Annotated in this window: 14 protein-coding genes and 5 tRNA genes; 9 read left to right on the top strand and 10 right to left on the bottom strand. The window is 69.2% G+C overall.

Annotated elements, in window-relative coordinates:
* Positions 1-19: 19 nt before the first annotated feature.
* A complete protein-coding gene (gene purM, locus J7I98_RS15900; protein WP_214921356.1) occupies positions 20-1,120 on the top strand; it encodes a phosphoribosylformylglycinamidine cyclo-ligase in 1,101 nt (366 codons plus the stop codon).
* Positions 1,121-1,204: 84 nt separating this feature from the next.
* Here the strand turns inward: purM and J7I98_RS15895 are convergent, their stop codons facing one another.
* Both J7I98_RS15895 and J7I98_RS15890 read right to left on the bottom strand, forming a co-directional pair.
* Positions 1,205-1,456 carry a DUF3073 domain-containing protein gene (locus tag J7I98_RS15895; RefSeq protein WP_214921355.1) on the bottom strand — a complete coding sequence of 84 codons (252 nt, stop codon included), beginning with the start codon at positions 1,454-1,456 and terminating at the stop codon, positions 1,205-1,207.
* Between the two features lie 300 nt (positions 1,457-1,756).
* Entirely contained in the window at positions 1,757-2,839 is a 1,083-nt protein-coding gene (locus J7I98_RS15890) for a Glu/Leu/Phe/Val dehydrogenase dimerization domain-containing protein (RefSeq protein ID WP_214921354.1), read from the bottom strand.
* 206 nt (positions 2,840-3,045) lie between these two features.
* Here J7I98_RS15890 and J7I98_RS15885 point away from each other — a divergent pair, with 206 nt between their 5' ends.
* Entirely contained in the window at positions 3,046-3,900 is an 855-nt protein-coding gene (locus J7I98_RS15885; RefSeq protein WP_214921353.1) for a hypothetical protein, read from the top strand.
* Positions 3,901-4,378: 478 nt separating this feature from the next.
* Positions 4,379-4,585 carry a developmental transcriptional regulator BldC gene (bldC, locus tag J7I98_RS15880; protein ID WP_003949541.1) on the top strand — a complete coding sequence of 69 codons (207 nt, stop codon included), beginning with the start codon at positions 4,379-4,381 and terminating at the stop codon, positions 4,583-4,585.
* A 393-nt stretch (positions 4,586-4,978) separates the two neighbouring features.
* Here bldC and J7I98_RS42220 read toward each other — a convergent pair whose 3' ends face one another.
* The 3 genes from J7I98_RS42220 to hrpA all read right to left on the bottom strand — a co-directional run bounded on the left by J7I98_RS42220 (position 4,979) and on the right by hrpA (position 9,522).
* On the bottom strand, positions 4,979-5,182 hold the full coding sequence (locus tag J7I98_RS42220; RefSeq protein WP_214921352.1) for a DUF6274 family protein: 204 nt from the start codon (positions 5,180-5,182) through the stop codon (positions 4,979-4,981).
* Positions 5,183-5,433: 251 nt separating this feature from the next.
* A tRNA-Asp gene (locus J7I98_RS15870) sits at positions 5,434-5,508 on the bottom strand.
* 93 nt (positions 5,509-5,601) lie between these two features.
* Complete coding sequence (gene hrpA, locus J7I98_RS15865; RefSeq protein WP_214921351.1) at positions 5,602-9,522, bottom strand: ATP-dependent RNA helicase HrpA; 3,921 nt, start codon at positions 9,520-9,522, stop codon at positions 5,602-5,604.
* Positions 9,523-9,627: 105 nt separating this feature from the next.
* On the opposite strand from hrpA, the gene J7I98_RS15860 reads away from it, so the two are divergent.
* The 3 genes from J7I98_RS15860 (at position 9,628) to J7I98_RS15850 (ending at position 11,976) form a co-directional block, all read left to right on the top strand.
* Entirely contained in the window at positions 9,628-10,041 is a 414-nt protein-coding gene (locus tag J7I98_RS15860) for a hypothetical protein (protein ID WP_214921350.1), read from the top strand.
* A gap of 322 nt (positions 10,042-10,363) precedes the next feature.
* Positions 10,364-11,131 (top strand): thioredoxin domain-containing protein, encoded by a 768-nt coding sequence (locus tag J7I98_RS15855; RefSeq protein ID WP_214921349.1) that lies wholly within the window; start codon positions 10,364-10,366, stop codon positions 11,129-11,131.
* A complete protein-coding gene (locus J7I98_RS15850) occupies positions 11,128-11,976 on the top strand; it encodes a cytochrome c biogenesis CcdA family protein (RefSeq protein ID WP_214921348.1) in 849 nt (282 codons plus the stop codon). Before J7I98_RS15855 ends, J7I98_RS15850 begins: the two co-directional genes overlap by 4 nt.
* A 38-nt stretch (positions 11,977-12,014) precedes the next feature.
* On the opposite strand, the gene J7I98_RS15845 is transcribed toward J7I98_RS15850, so the two are convergent.
* The 5 genes from J7I98_RS15845 to J7I98_RS15825 all read right to left on the bottom strand — a co-directional run bounded on the left by J7I98_RS15845 (position 12,015) and on the right by J7I98_RS15825 (position 14,263).
* Positions 12,015-12,115, bottom strand: a tRNA-OTHER gene (locus J7I98_RS15845).
* Positions 12,116-12,280: 165 nt separating this feature from the next.
* Positions 12,281-12,357 (bottom strand) — tRNA-Phe (locus J7I98_RS15840).
* Positions 12,358-12,379: 22 nt separating this feature from the next.
* A tRNA-Asp gene (locus J7I98_RS15835) sits at positions 12,380-12,454 on the bottom strand.
* Positions 12,455-12,493: 39 nt separating this feature from the next.
* Positions 12,494-12,566, bottom strand: a tRNA-Glu gene (locus tag J7I98_RS15830).
* A gap of 173 nt (positions 12,567-12,739) precedes the next feature.
* On the bottom strand, positions 12,740-14,263 hold the full coding sequence (locus J7I98_RS15825) for a metallophosphoesterase (RefSeq protein ID WP_214921347.1): 1,524 nt from the start codon (positions 14,261-14,263) through the stop codon (positions 12,740-12,742).
* 91 nt (positions 14,264-14,354) lie between these two features.
* Here J7I98_RS15825 and J7I98_RS15820 point away from each other — a divergent pair, with 91 nt between their 5' ends.
* Genes J7I98_RS15820 through J7I98_RS15810 form a run of 3 tightly spaced genes read left to right on the top strand, consistent with a single transcriptional unit; the run spans position 14,355 to position 15,572 of the window.
* Complete coding sequence (locus J7I98_RS15820; RefSeq protein ID WP_214921346.1) at positions 14,355-14,705, top strand: metallopeptidase family protein; 351 nt, start codon at positions 14,355-14,357, stop codon at positions 14,703-14,705.
* On the top strand, positions 14,702-15,175 hold the full coding sequence (locus J7I98_RS15815) for a CrcB family protein (RefSeq protein WP_214921345.1): 474 nt from the start codon (positions 14,702-14,704) through the stop codon (positions 15,173-15,175). Before J7I98_RS15820 ends, J7I98_RS15815 begins: the two co-directional genes overlap by 4 nt.
* Before the next feature lie 34 nt (positions 15,176-15,209).
* Positions 15,210-15,572 (top strand): CrcB family protein, encoded by a 363-nt coding sequence (locus tag J7I98_RS15810; protein ID WP_214921344.1) that lies wholly within the window; start codon positions 15,210-15,212, stop codon positions 15,570-15,572.
* Positions 15,573-15,580 lie beyond the last annotated feature (8 nt).

The raw sequence follows: 15,580 nt of genomic DNA, 5'->3' as shown, positions 1-15,580 counted from the left end.
GACACGAAAGTTCCCAGCAATGTCTGCTGAATCTTCTGGGCGTGCTCCGCACGCGGGCACCGGTGCCAGCTACGCGGCCGCGGGCGTCGACATCGAAGCCGGCGACCGTGCCGTAGAGCTGATGAAGGAGTGGGTGAAGAAGACGAAGCGCGCTGAAGTCGCGGGCCTTGGCGGCCTTGGCGGCTTCGCCGGACTCTTCGACGCCTCCGCCCTCAAGCGCTACGAGCGCCCGCTGCTCGCCTCCGCCACCGACGGCGTCGGTACGAAGGTCGACCTCGCCCGCAAGATGGGCGTGTACGACACGATCGGCCACGACCTCGTCGGCATGGTCGTCGACGACCTGGTCGTCTGCGGCGCCGAGCCGCTCTTCATGACCGACTACATCTGTGTCGGCAAGGTGCATCCCGAGCGTGTCGCGGCCATCGTCAAGGGCATCGCCGAGGGCTGTGTCCTCGCGGGCTGCGCCCTCGTCGGCGGCGAGACCGCCGAGCACCCCGGCCTGCTCGGCGAGGACGACTTCGACGTCGCAGGCGCCGGTACGGGCGTGGTGGAGTACGACCAGCTGCTGGGCGCGGACCGTATCCGTACGGGTGACACGGTGATCGCCATGGCGTCCTCCGGTCTTCACTCGAACGGGTACTCGCTCGTCCGGCACGTGGTCTTCGACCGCGCCGGCTGGTCGCTGGACCGTGAGGTCGAGGAGTTCGGCCGCACGCTCGGCGAGGAGCTGCTGGAGCCCACCAAGATCTACTCGCTGGACTGCCTGGCCCTCACCCGCACCGCCAAGGTGCACGCTTTCAGCCACATCACGGGCGGCGGCCTTGCGAACAACCTGGCCCGTGTGATCCCGGACCACCTGCACGCCACGGTCGACCGCTCCACCTGGACGCCCGGCGCGGTCTTCGACCTCGTCGGCAAGGCCGGTCAGGTCGAGCGGCTCGAACTGGAGAAGACCCTCAACATGGGCGTCGGCATGATCGCCGTCGTCCCGGAGGAGTCCGTGGATGTGGCGCTCGCGACACTCGCCGACCGGGGCGTCGACGCCTGGGTCGCGGGAGAAATCACCGAGCGCGGCGACAACGCCACGGGCGCGACGCTTACGGGCGACTACGCAAAGTAGTCACCCGGGGGAGCACAGAACCCGGTCCGGGGCCTAGGCCCCAGGACCGGGTCGGTGTGGTCATGCTTTCGAGGCGTACGGGCGTCAAGCGCCGCGACGATGTGCCGAAGGACCGGACTCTTCGTCCTCGTCCCCGTCATCGTTGTACTGAGCCGCGTACTGTGCGTACGGGTCGTCTTCCTCGTCGTCGTCCTCGAACGGCTCGCCATTAGGCGGCTGTTGCGAAGTCGAAGCGCCCAGCTCGTTGGCCAGACGCGACAGGTCAGTCCCGCCGCTGCTGTACTTCAGCTGGCGGGCGACCTTAGTCTGCTTGGCCTTTGCCCGGCCGCGCCCCATGGCTCGACCCCCTCGGTGACGGGGCTCGACGGCCCCAGAGTCTTGACACGCGTTCATGATTCGGAACGGGCTCCCCTTGGAGAGACCGGTCCGTAGGGCATCAACGGTACCTGCTTCCGCGGCCATACGGTACGCCGCCCGCATGCAACGCCTCGTTACAGAACCCGCGAGAAGCCCCGTCCTCGCTGGTCAACTGCGATTTTAACCTCTTCCTGAGGGCCGACCCGCCGACGGGGGTGAGTCATGTCTCGCCGACGGCGGGCCGAACCCCTCAAGGGCCCCGGCGGGACCCCGGCAGGGTCAGCGGCGGCGTGCCTCCGCCATCCGCTGCTCGGCGATTCTGTCCGCCGCCGCGGCCGGCGGAATGCCGTCCGTCTTCGCACGTGCGAATATCGCCAGCGTGGTGTCGAAGATCTTCGCGGCCTTCGTCTTGCACCGGTCGAAGTCGAAGCCGTGCAGCTCGTCGGCGACCTGGATCACGCCGCCCGCATTCACCACGTAGTCGGGCGCGTACAGGATGCCGCGGTCAGCGAGATCCTTCTCGACGCCCGGGTGGGCGAGCTGGTTGTTGGCCGCGCCGCACACCACCTTCGCCGTGAGCACGGGCACGCTCGCGTCGTTCAGCGCACCGCCGAGCGCGCACGGAGCGTAGATGTCCAGGCCCTCGACGCGGATCAGCGCCTCGGTGTCGGCGACCACGGTCACCTGCGGGTGCCGCTCTGTGACGCGGCGTACCGACTCTTCCCGTACGTCCGTGATCACGACCTCCGCACCGTCCTGCAGGAGGTGCTCGACGAGGTGGTGCCCGACCTTGCCCACACCTGCGACGCCGACCTTGCGGCCGCGCAGCGTCGGGTCGCCCCACAGGTGCTGGGCCGAGGCCCGCATGCCCTGGAAGACGCCGAAGGCGGTCAGGACGGACGAGTCGCCGGCGCCGCCGTTCTCGGGGGAGCGGCCCGTCGTCCACTGGCACTCGCGCGCCACGATGTCCATGTCCGCGACGTACGTGCCGACGTCGCAAGCCGTGACATAACGGCCGCCCAGGGAGGCCACGAACCGGCCATAGGCCAGCAGTAGTTCCTCCGTCTTGATCTTCTCCGGGTCGCCGATGATCACGGCCTTGCCGCCGCCGTGGTCGAGACCGGCCATGGCGTTCTTGTACGACATGCCGCGCGAGAGGTTCAGCGCGTCGGCGACGGCCTCTTCCTCGGTCGCGTACGGGTAGAAGCGCGTGCCGCCGAGGGCCGGGCCCAGAGCGGTGGAGTGGATGGCGATGACGGCTTTGAGGCCGGTGGCACGGTCCTGGCACAGCACGACTTGCTCGTGGCCGCCCTGTTCCGATCGGAACAGGGTGTGCAGGACGCCGTCGGTTGCGTCGGTCACGGTGGTGACTCCCAAGTACGAGGCGGCGATGCCCTCCTACGGGTGGGGAGGGCCGATGGGCAAGAGAGTAAGACCTGGCGGGGCCCCGGGTGGCCGCAGTGTTCAGGATCACCCCCTGGCGGAGTAGGCGTGGGACGATTCGTCTCCGTTCGGAGTGTCCGGGCGTCCGAGTCAGAGTGTCCGAGTGTCCGAGTCGAGGAGCAGGCGTGGCCCAGGCGTCATCGGTGATCGTCCCGTACGTCTCGTATCTGCGGGTGTACGAACCGCTGGCGGCCTTCCCCGAACCTGAGCGGAGCCACTGGGCCAGTTATGCCCGGCGCAAGGATCTGCCGACCGCGCAGGACGAACTGAGGCGGTCCCTGGCCGACTTGCTGCCCGTCCCGCCCGTCCCCGTACCGGTGCACGAGAGCGGCGACGCGTTCGTGGCCGAGGTGGACGAGGTGGTGTGCGTCTGCCCCTGGCGGACCCGGCTGCGCGGCTGGCTGGCGCTGGAGGAGCTGCCGGAGCTCTACCCGGAGCCGATGGTGGACGCGGCGCTGCCGCCCCTGGTGCGCCGGCAGGCTTCCGCGGACTTCGAGCGGTGGCTGGAGCGCAACCCGGACGCGCGGCCGTGGATCAGGAGCTCGGTGTGGCACGTGCCGGTGCGCTGGTTCGCCCTCTTCGAGGGGGACGAGCGGGAGTACGTGAAGGCCGGCGAGGGGGATGCCGGGCCCGTACTGCGCTACCGGACGCCCATGGTGCAGGCGCGGCGGCGGGTGGCGCGGGCACTGAAGGCGCTGCGGGAGCATCTCGACGCGACGGCCAGGGAGCCGCTCAGCGCGGGCCTGGTGGATGTGGGGCGCTGGCTGGAGGAATTCCACCCCCGTTCACTGGTCGAGCTCGACTACGGGGGCCTTGTCCACGTACTTTCCGATTCACATCTTTCCCAGGACGTCTCTGCGGCGGATGTGGCCGAGGGGATCGCGGCGCTGCGGGACGACGACGCGGCGGCGGCCGGTGAGGCGTACGGGCGGCTGACCGAGCGGTGGCGTGCGGTGCGCGAGCTCCAGTTCGCGAACTGAGCCGAACGGCTGGGCCTGGCTGGGCCGAATGGTCGGGACGTAGGTCCTGATCCGGGCCTTTGCCCTCAAGCGTGACGGACAGCACTTAGCGGGCTCTTGCGCCCATCCCCTACCCTCATGCCAAAATAGGACAAGGAGTCCGGCGAGGGCTCCTTCCGTCCAACTATGGGCGGAATGCTCAGCATTGCACGCTATGGGGGGTCTGGTGGCTCCTGATCGCTCTGTGACTGATCGTCACTGTGACGTGACTGTCCGCTATGGCATGGTCCATCGGCTTCGTCGCTGATGAACACCTGGGAGGGCAATTCCATCGGTTTGGCCGACGTGGCTGGACGGATGGTGTAGTTGTAGTGCCGAGGACAAGCCGTTCGTCCTATAACCGACTCGGCCCGCGTCCGCCATTTCGGGCAACGCGGGTCAAGGTGCAGAATTTAGAGGAAAGAACCGTGATGGTTCGGTTCTCCCGAGGAGGCCGCTCATGACCGCTCGCACCCCCGACGCCGAGCCGCTGCTGACCCCGGCTGAGGTTGCCACGATGTTCCGCGTGGACCCGAAGACGGTTACGCGCTGGGCCAAGGCTGGCAAGCTCACGTCCATCCGCACTCTTGGTGGACACCGGCGTTACCGCGAGGCAGAGGTCCGCGCACTGCTTGCGGGGATCCCGCAGCAGCGCAGCGAGGCCTGAACAACCGCATAACCCTGCATTGCCGGGCATTCTCCGGGTCCCCCAACTCGGATCGCCCACCTGAGCACCACACGACAGGCGCCTGCCCCAACAGGCGCCACATTCAAGCTAGACGGATGCGTCGTTGATCGCGCTGGACTCCGCCGGGTCCAGCGCGATCTTTTTTGTGCCTGCGCCCGGGCGGCCGGGCGCGTCCCGACGCGACCCGGCGACCGCTCTGACCTGCTGTCCGCCGCCTTTTGGGTGCCTTGCCCGCGACCCCCTCCCGGCCTCGGAATGCCCCCTGCGAGGGGGTGCAATTGCACATATTAAATTGAGCGGTTGTAGGGAGGGTGTAAGTCCACCGGTTCCGAAAACTCGTGAGGTGACTCCCGTCACACGGCGCGCTGCTTGCTAATTCTCTTCGCCGTCGGCTGGCGCGGGTGTCTCGGCCGCCCTGAGGGTCTTCGGCGGCTCCGGCCTCTCGGGCTCCATGGCGAGCCTCAGGAGCCGGTGGCAGATCGGACAGTGACGTGTGACGTGGCGATAGCCGGACGCGGCCGCCAGATGGGCGCGCAGCAGTGCTCGCGTCTCGTGCCTGGCCGTTGATGCCGCCATGCGTCACCTCCAGGTGCGGGCCCCACCCCCGGTGCCCTGATGACTGGTTACCGGCGGCAGGTGACGCCGTCAAGACGCAAGAAGGCCCGGATCCTTGCGGATCCGGCCTTCCGTACTTCATTCACTGCGGTCCTGACGGGATTTGCTGCGTCCGATTGCGGCCTCCGGCCGCGGGCGCGGCCTCGGGGGCAGCTCCGGGACGCAAAGACGATGGCCCGCATCCGGTGAGGATGCGGGCCATCGATTCTATGCGGTCCTGACGGGATTTGAACCCGCGGCCTCCACCTTGACAGGGTGGCGAGCACTCCAAACTGCTCCACAGGACCTTGATTCGCTCTGCCGTTTTGCGTGGCGTTGCGAAGACAGACTGTACAGCAGGTCAGAGGGTCCGGTCGAACTCACTCAAGGCGACGGAGGAGTTACGGCGCCGCCGCGTCGATCGCCTTCACGATCCGCTTGTCGGAGACCGGCTGGGCCGTCCCGAGCGCGTGCGCGAAGTAGCTCACCCGCAGCTCCTCGATCATCCAGCGGATGTCCAGGACCTCCTGCGGCACGGGCCTGCCCTGCGGCAGCTGCTCCAGCAGCCAGGCGTACTCGTCCTGCATCTCGTGGACCTTCTCCATGCGCGTCGTGTCGCGCTGGACGGCCGTCGGCATCTGCTGGAGCCTGCGGTCCACGGCCACGAGATAGCGCATCAGGTCGGACAGCCTGCGCAGCCCGGTCTTCGTGACGAAGCCGGCCGGCACAAGGGCTGCCAGCTGGTTGCGTACGTCGGTGAGGTTGGCCAGCAGCGCAGGGCTGGAGGCGGCCTTCAGGCGGCGCTCGCAGGCCTGCCAGGCGGCGAGGATCTGCTGGACCTGGTTCACCGTCCGTACGGTCGCGTCCACGAGGTCGGCGCGGACCTTGTCGTACAGCTTCCGGAACGATTCCTCGTCCCAGGCCGGACCGCCGTGGTCCGCGATCAGCTTGTCCGCCGCCGCCGTCGCGCAGTCGTCGAAGAGGGCCTGGATCGAACCGTGCGGATTGCGGGACAGGGCCAGCTTGTGCTGGTTGCTGAGCTTGTCCGAGGCGAACTTGGCCGGGTTCACCGGGATGTTGAGCAGGATCAGCCTGCGGGTGCCCTGCCACATCGCCTGCTGTTGCTCGGCCTCAGTGTCGAAGAGCCGTACGGCGACGCTCGCGCCCTGGTCCACGAGAGCCGGGTACGCCTTGACCGGCTGCCCCGCCCTGCGCGCCTCGAAGACGCGGCTGAGGGAGCCGATGGTCCAGTCCGTGAGGCCCGTACGTTCGATGGACTCGCCCGTGGGGCCCGCCGTCGCCGCGGCTGCCTTGGAGAGGGCCTGACGGGCCTTGGGGCGCAGCTTCAGCCGGAGCGCTTCCAGGTCCTTGTCCTCGGCGAGCTTCTTGCGGCGCTCGTCGACGATCCGGAACGTGATCTTCAGGTGGTCCGGGACGCGGGACAGGTCGAAGTCGTCCGCCTCGACCGGTACGCCGACCATCCGCTTCAGCTCACGGGCGAGTGTGAGCGGCAGCGGCTCCTGCAGCGGTACGGCGCGATCGAGGAACTTCGCCGCGTAGTTCGGCGCAGGCACGTAATGGCGGCGGATCGGCTTCGGGAGGGAGCGGATCAGCTCGGTGACCACTTCCTCGCGCAGGCCGGGGATCTGCCAGTCGAAGCCCTCGGACGTGACTTGGTTGAGCACCTGGAGCGGGATGTGGACGGTCACGCCGTCCGCGTCCGCGCCCGGCTCGAACTGGTACGTCACACGGAACTTGAGCTTCCCCTGGCGCCAGGAGTCGGGGTAGTCGTCCTTGGTGACCGCCCCGGCCTTCTCGTTGATGAGCATCTCGCGCTCGAAGTCGAGGAGTTCGGGCTCCTCGCGCTTCTTGTGCTTCCACCACGAGTCGAAGTGCGCGCCGGACACGACGTGTTCGGGGATACGCCGGTCGTAGAAATCGAAGAGCGTCTCGTCGTCCACGAGGATGTCGCGGCGGCGGGCGCGGTGCTCCAGCTCCTCGACCTCGGTGAGCAGCTTGCGGTTGTCCGCGTAGAACTTGTGGTGCGTACGCCAGTCACCCTCGACCAGGGCGTTGCGGATGAAGAGGTCGCGGCTCGTCTCGGGGTCGATCCGGCCGTAGTTGACCTTGTGCTGGGCGACGATCGGGACGCCGTACAGCGTCACCCTCTCGTACGCCATGACGGCGGCCTGGTCCTTCTCCCAGTGCGGCTCGCTGTACGTGCGCTTGAGGAGGTGCTGGGCGAGCGGCTCGATCCACTCCGGCTCGATCTTCGCGTTGACCCTCGCCCACAGGCGGGACGTCTCGACGAGCTCGGCGGACATGATGAAGCGGGGCTGCTTCTTGAAGAGCGCCGAGCCGGGGAAGATCGCGAACTTGGCGCTGCGGGCGCCGAGGTACTCGTTCTTGTCCGTGTCCTTGAGACCGATGTGGGACAGCAGGCCGGCGAGGAGGGACGTGTGCACGGACTGCTCCGGCGCGTCCTCTTCGTTGACGTGGATGCCCATCTGCTTCGCGACGGAGCGCAGCTGCGTGTAGATGTCCTGCCATTCGCGAATGCGCAGGAAGTTGAGGTACTCCGACTTGCACATCCGGCGGAAGCTGGAGGAGCCGCGCTCCTTCTGCTGCTCGCGGACGTAGCGCCACAGGTTGAGGAAGGCCAGGAAGTCGGACGTCTCGTCCTTGAAGCGGGCGTGCTGCTGGTCCGCCTGCTGCTGCTTCTCGGACGGGCGCTCGCGCGGGTCCTGGATGGAGAGCGCGGAGGCGATCACCATGACTTCGCGTACGCACCCGTTCTTGTCGGCCTCGAGCACCATGCGGGCCAGGCGCGGGTCGACGGGCAGCTGGGCGAGCTTGCGGCCCTGTTCGGTGAGGCGCTTTTTCGGGTCCTTCTCCCCGGGGTCCAGCGCGCCGAGCTCCTGGAGGAGCTGGACGCCGTCGCGGATGTTGCGGTGGTCCGGCGGGTCGATGAAGGGGAACTTCTCGATGTCGCCGAGACCGGCCGCCGTCATCTGGAGGATGACGGACGCGAGATTCGTACGCAGGATCTCGGCGTCCGTGAACTCGGGGCGCGTGATGAAGTCGTCCTCGTCGTACAGCCGGATGCAGATGCCGTCGGACGTACGGCCGCAACGGCCCTTGCGCTGGTTGGCGCTGGCCTGGCTGATCCGCTCGATCGGCAGGCGCTGGACCTTGGTGCGGTGGCTGTAGCGGGAGATACGAGCGGTGCCCGGGTCGATCACGTACTTGATGCCGGGGACGGTGAGGGACGTCTCGGCGACGTTCGTGGCGAGGACGATACGACGGCCCGTGTGCCGCTGGAAGACGCGGTGCTGCTCGGCGTGCGAGAGGCGTGCGTAGAGGGGGAGGACCTCGGTGTGTCTGAGGTTCTTCTTGTTCAGCGCGTCCGCCGTGTCGCGGATCTCGCGCTCACCGGAGAGGAAGACCAGGATGTCGCCCGGGCCCTCGGACTGGAGCTCGTCGACGGCGTCGGCGATCGCGGTGATCTGGTCGCGGTCGACGTCGTCGCGGTCCTCTTCGAGCAGCGGGCGGTAGCGGACCTCGACCGGGTACGTACGGCCGCTGACCTCGACGATCGGGGCGTCGCCGAAGTGGCGGGAGAAGCGCTCGGGATCGATGGTCGCGGAGGTGATCACGACCTTGAGGTCCGGGCGCTTCGGGAGGAGCTGGGCGAGGTAGCCCAGCAGGAAGTCGATGTTGAGGGACCGCTCGTGGGCCTCGTCGATGATGATCGTGTCGTACGCGCGGAGGTCGCGGTCCGTCTGGATCTCGGCCAGCAGAATGCCGTCCGTCATCAGCTTCACGAAGGTCGCGTCCGGGTTGACCTGGTCGGTGAACCGGACCTTCCAGCCGACCGCCTCGCCGAGCGGGGTCTTCAGCTCGTCCGCGATGCGTTCGGCGACGGTGCGGGCGGCGATGCGGCGGGGCTGGGTGTGGCCGATCATGCCCTTCACACCACGGCCCAGCTCCATGCAGATCTTGGGGATCTGGGTGGTCTTGCCGGAGCCGGTCTCGCCCGCGACGATCACGACCTGGTGGTCGCGTATCGCCTCGGCGATGTCGTCCTTGCGCTGGCTGACGGGCAGCGCCTCGGGATACGTGATCTCGGGCATTCGGGCAGCCCGCTGTGCCAGGCGGGCGGCGGACTTCTCCGCCTCGGCGGCGATATCGTCCAGCACGGCCTGCCGGGCCTCGGGCTTGCGGATGCGACGGGCGCCGTCGAGACGGCGGCCGAGCCGGTGGGCGTCGCGGAGCGGCAGCCCTCCGAGTGCGGTCTGGAGGTCGGCGAAGGAAGTAGACATACCTGGTTCAGGATCTCACCCGGCGGTTGCGAGTGGCGAACCCATTTCCCTTTACGCTTCTGGGGACACGATGCGGCGATGCGCCCGGACGGGAGACCTTGAGCTATGCAGCAGGTCAGCCGCGGGTTCGGGTGGCGTGGTGGGGTGCTGGGTGTGCTGCTCGGGGTGCTGCTGTGTGCGGTGGCCGGGGTTACGCCTGCGCCTGTGGGTGAAGCGCCGGGTGCGACGGCGGTGGTCGCTTCCGTCCCCGTCGCTGTCTCCGTCTCTGTCCCCGTCCCCGTCTCCGGCGAGGACCGGGAGCCCGGCTGCCGTGAGAAGCACGGGGACGGCGTGGGGAGCGTGCCGGCTGCGCCGCCGCGGAGTGGGGCGGCGTACGAGCTGCTGCCCGCCCTGTACGACGCCAGGGCCGGGAACGGCTCCTGGGGCGCCGATGCCCTGGTCCCGCAGCCCGCGGTCGACCGCCGCCCGCCGCCGCGCGATCCGCCGACGCCGATAGGGCTGTCGGTCCTACGCGTTTAGAGGCGCGTGCCCTGCGGGGCTTCTCCCCACCCCGCCCCTTCCCGGCTGTGACATTTCGCGGCTGCCGCCGCGTGGGGGCTCCGCCCCAGACTCCGCTCCTGCGGGCATCGTCAGCCCGTTGGGGGTCCCGGGGTCTGGGGGCTTGCCCCCTCACGCGGCGGAGCCGCAAATGTCACAGCCGGGAAGGGGCGGGGTGGGGAAATGAGGCCCCGCCGCCGGCCCCGGCAAGCGACCGCGCCCCGATTCGTCGCGCCCCGCGCCCACCGCCGACGCCCCGCCCCTTTCCACGCCGCCCTGCATCTCCTCCAGGAGTACCGAACCCATGACCTCCTCCGCCCGTACCCGCTCCAAGTCCGTCGCCATCGCCGCGGGCGTCGCCGCCGCCGCGATAGTCCTCGGTGTCGTCTCGTACACCGCCACCATGCCGGCGCAGGCCCCGGCAACCCCCACCTCCGCCGACGTCTCCGCCGACCCGCAGGCCGACGTCTACGCCGAGCTCGCGAAGCTCGCCCGGCGCGAGGCCAAGGACCCCCTCGCCCAGGGCCGGCCCGACGCGCCCGTCGTGCTCATCGAGTACGCCGACTTCAAGTGCGGCTATTGCGGGAAGTTCGCCCGCGACACCGAGCCCGCCCTCGTGAAGAAGTACGTCGACGCAGGCACCCTCCGCATCGAGTGGCGCAATTTCCCGATCTTCGGCAAGGACTCCGAGGCGGCCGCCCGAGGCTCCTGGGCGGCCGGGCAGCAGGGCCGCTTCTGGCAGTTCCACGCGGCGGCGTATGCCGACGGCGCGAAGGAGAAGGGCTTCGGGGACGACCGGCTCAAGGCGCTCGCCGAGCAGGCCGGGGTGAAGGACATCACCCGTTTCACGCGTGACGCCGACAGCGAAGCCGCCGCGCAGGCCGTGCGCAAGGACCAGGAGGAGGCGTACGAGCTGGGTGCGACCTCCACGCCGTCCTTCCTCGTCAACGGCAGGCCGATCGCGGGCGCCCAGCCCGCAGCGACCTTCACCGAGGCGATCGAGACGGCGGCGAAGGCAGCGAAGGCGGAGAAGGCAGAAAGGCCGGCGAAGACGGAGAAGGCCGCGAAGTGAGCTCCGACATCGGCTACCTCGCCGCCTTTCTCGGCGGCCTCCTCGCCCTCCTCAGCCCGTGCAGCGCCCTCCTCCTCCCGGCCTTTTTCGCGTACTCGATCGACTCGACGTCACGCCTCATGGCCAGGACCGGGATCTTCTACGCCGGACTCGCGACCACCCTCGTGCCGCTGGGCGCGGCCGGCTCGTACGCCGGGCGGCTCTTCTACGGGCACCGCGACCAGCTGGTCCTTGCCGGCGGCTGGCTGATCATCGCGCTGGGCCTCGCGCAGATCTTCGGCATGGGCTTCGCGTCGCGCCGTATCGCCGCCCTCTCCGGCCGGATCCGGCCCACGACGGCGCTTTCGGTGTACGCACTGGGCGCGGTCTACGGCCTGGCGGGCTTCTGCGCGGGCCCGATCCTCGGCAGCGTCCTCACGGTCGCCGCCGTCAGCGGCACCCCGGTGTACGGCGGACTGCTGCTGGCCGTCTACGCGTTGGGCATGGCGGTACCGCTGTTCCTGCTGGCGCTGCTGTGGGAGCGCTTCGAACTGGGCAAGCGGCAGTGGCTACGAGGACGGGCGTTCCGGCTCGGCCGCTTCGAACTGCACACCACCTCGCTGCTGTCCGGGCTCTTCTTCATCGCGCTGGGCACGCTCTTCCTCGTATTCGACGGAACGACGGCCCTGCCCGGACTGCTGGACGTGGACGACTCGTTCGCGGTGGAGCAGTGGGTGAGCGGCCTCGGCCAGGCCGTCCCGGACGCGGCACTGCTGACCGGCGTGGTGGCCCTGGTGGCCCTGACCCTGTCCCTGCGCGCCTGGCGCCGGACACGCCGGGAGGCGACGGAGAAGCGGGAGGGGTAACGCGAAAGACCCCGTCCGGTGGGACGGGGTCTTCGGTGTGGTGGCTGGGGCCGGGGTCGAACCGGCGACCTATCGCCCGCGGCGCAGCCGCAATCGGACGCAGCCAGGCGATCGCTCGTACCAACTGAGCTACCCAGCCACGCGCCTCTTGCGAGGTGCAGCGGTCCTGACGGGATTTGCTGTACCCGATTGCGGCTGTGCCGCGGGCGCGGCCTCCACCTTGACAGGGTGGCGAGCTGGTTGGTGGGGTTTGGGGGTACGGGTAACGCGAAAGACCCCGTCCGGTGGGACGGGGTCTTCGGTGTGGTGGCTGGGGCCGGGGTCGAACCGGCGACCTATCGCTTTTCAGGCGATCGCTCGTACCAACTGAGCTACCCAGCCACGCGCCTCTTGCGAGGTGCAGCGGTCCTGACGGGATTTGAACCCGCGGCCTCCACCTTGACAGGGTGGCGAGCACTCCAAACTGCTCCACAGGACCCAGCGTGGTGCGAGAACAAGTCTCGCACACAGTTGTGCGTGCCCCCAACGGGATTCGAACCCGTGCTACCGCCTTGAAAGGGCGGCGTCCTGGGCCACTAGACGATGAGGGCAAAACAGCTAGTGTTGCTGCTTCTGCATCTGTCGCCCCAGGGGACGTGAGAAGCATGTGACTCCGCTTCCCCAAAGAGGTTCCGCTTCTCCTTCAACCTCTGGGGTCTCAGGACGGTCAAGCCCTGACCGGCGCCCTTGGGCACGTCGGAGACTGTACTACGGCGTTTCGGTGTCAGCCAAACCGAATAGGCGAAGGGGTCGCTCCGGGTTGGTTCTCCTCCGGCAGGTGGCGGCTGACCTCCGCAGTCGTCAGGCCCAGGCCGCCGAGTGTGATCTCGTCCCAGGCCTGGAGCCGCTTGGTCCTGCGGTCCAGATAGAGCACGGACGTACGTACCTTCTCCGGCTCGTCGCTCTCCAGCGCGCGCAGGCCTCCGCCGCCCGTCGAACCCTCGATCTTGAGGCGGGTGCCCCGGGGGAGGATCTCGTTCCTGCGGTTGTGGATGTGCCCCGCCAGTACGAGCGGCACCTCGCCGTCCGTCTCGTGGGCCGCCACCGGGTTGTGCGCGACCGCGATGTCGACCGGCGTGCCGGCGCGCTTCTGGTCGCGCAGGGCGGAGGCGAGGCGGATGCCCGCCATGCGTTCGGCCGGGTCGCCCTGGGCGGCGACCGAGCGGTCCGGGGTGAACTGCGGATCGCCCATGCCGGCCACCCGCAGGCCCGCGACCGTCACCGCCCTGCCGTCGTCGAGGACGTGTACGCCGTCGAGTTCTTCGAGGTAGCGCTGCGTGGCGGCCGAGTCGTGGTTGCCGCGGACCCAGATGTACGGGCTGCCGAGGTCGGGGATCGGGTCGAGGAAGCCGTTCTCGGCGGCGCCGCCGTGGTCCATCGTGTCGCCGGAATCGATGATCACGTCGATGTCGTACTGCTCAACGAGCGAGCCGATGATGTGCCACGACGCCGGGTTGAGGTGGATGTCGGAGACGTGCAGGACGCGCATCGTGGCCGGGTCCGGGCGGTAGGTGGGGAGCGTCGACGTGGCGTCGTACAGCTTCGTGACGTTGGTGACCAGCCGCGCCAACTCCTTTTGGTAGACGTCGAATTCGGTGACGATCGAGCGTGCGTTGCCGACCACCGAGGGCGCCGAGGAGAGCAGGCCGGAGAACTTCGGCTCCAGGACCGACTTGGGGTTCCAGGTGGCGTACGCGCTGATGCCCGACGCGGCCAGCAGGGCCAGCGCCAGGCCGCCCGCCGCCAGGGCGCGGCGCGGGCGGCGGTAGACCGCGAGGCCGAGGGCGGTCGCGCCGGAGACGACGGCGACGCAGGAGCGCAGGGCCAGGCCGGTCGTGCCGTCGGTGACGTCACTCGTGACCTCGCTCTGGAGGCCGGAGAGGCGCTCGGGGTGCTCGACGAGGGCCTGGGAGCGGGCCGGGTCGAGCTGGTCGACGTCCACGTCGAGGCGGATGGGGGCGACGTGGGTGTCGAGTTCGAGCGCGCCGAGCGGGGAGACGTTGATCTTTGTGCCGCCGGACAGGGACGGGCGCAGCGTCATGCTCGTGTCCATCGGGCCGACCGGCGTACGGACGCTGCCGACGATCAGCAGGCCGAGCCAGGCGCCGAGGAGGACCACGGCGGTGAGGCCGAGTGCCCGGGTGTACGGGTGCGGGGTGTGGACGAGGGTGCTGGTGGGGGCGGTGCGTTGGGAGCGGTAGTGACGCTGGAGCCGGGTGACAGTGGCACGGATGCGGTCGCGGGCCATTGGGCCCGTATGCCCATGAGGGCGGGTGCCCATGCCTGCCTGCCGGGACAGGCGGCCCGCCGCGCGGCCGGAATTCGGTGACAATGGCCGGGTGCTGGAGATGACGCGTGAGGAGTTCGAGGAACTTGTCTCGGAAGCGCTGGACAGGATCCCGCCGGAACTGACGCGACTGATGGACAACGTCGCGGTCTTTGTGGAGGACGAGCCTCCGGCGGACGATCCCGAGCTGCTCGGGCTCTACGAGGGGACACCGCTGACCGACCGCGGTGAGTGGTACGCGGGCGTGCTGCCGGACCGGATCACCATCTACCGGTGGCCGACGCTGCGGATCTGCGAGTCCAGGGAGGACGTCGTCGTGGAGACCGAGATCACCGTCGTCCACGAGGTCGCGCACCACTTCGGCATCGACGACGAGCGGCTGCACGCGCTGGGTTACGGATGAGCGCGAGGGTGCCCGAGCCGATTGATCCCGACGTCGACCTGCATGTACCGGCCGACCGGGCCGAGACCGCCGGGCACGCCAAGTGGCACGTGCTCGGGGTGGTCTCGGCGGGCGGCGCGCTGGGAGGCCTGGCCAGGTACGGGGCTTCGGTGCTGTGGCCGGGGAGCGTGTGGACCACGTTCGGCGTCAATGTCGTGGGCTGTGCGCTGATCGGCGTACTCATGGTGCTGCTGAGCGAGCACGGCCGGGGGCATCCGCTGGTCCGGCCGTTCCTCGGGGTCGGCGTGCTGGGCGGCTTCACGACCTTCTCGACGTACGCCGCCGATGTGGCGCGGCTGCTGGAGGAGCGGGAGGCGGTCACCGCGATGGCTTACGCGGCGGGGACGTTCGCGGGGGCGATGGGCGCGGTGTGGGCGGCGGCGGTGGTGACGCGGGCGGTCGTGGCGCGGGCGGGGGCGGCGGCGCGGTGACGTGGGTGCTGGTGGCCGTGGGGGCGACGGCACGGTGACCTGGTTGCTGGTGGCGGTGGGAGCCGCGGTCGGGGCGCCGCTGCGGTATCTGACGGACCGTGCGGTGCAGGTGCGGCATGATTCGGTGTTCCCGTGGGGGACATTTGTGGTCAATGCCGTCGCAAGCCTGGTGCTGGGGGTGCTGACGGGGGCTCTGGTGTCCTCGGGGACGTACGCGCTGCTCGGGACCGGGCTGTGCGGGGCCCTTTCGACGTACTCGACGTTCTCCTACGAGACGCTGCGACTGGCCGAGCGCGGCTGGACGTTCCTCGCGGTGGCGAATGCGCTGGCGTCGTTGCTGGTGGGGCTCGGTGCGGTCTTTCTGGGGATGGATCTTGCGGAGGGGCTGGTGCAGTAGCCGGGCCG

This window comes from Streptomyces sp. ISL-98, from assembly GCF_018614055.1.
In the GTDB taxonomy this organism is placed as follows: Bacteria; Actinomycetota; Actinomycetes; order Streptomycetales; family Streptomycetaceae; genus Streptomyces; species Streptomyces spiramyceticus.
The sequence above is the reverse complement of the archived record's forward strand: the minus strand, read 5'-3'. Positions and strand labels throughout refer to the sequence as shown.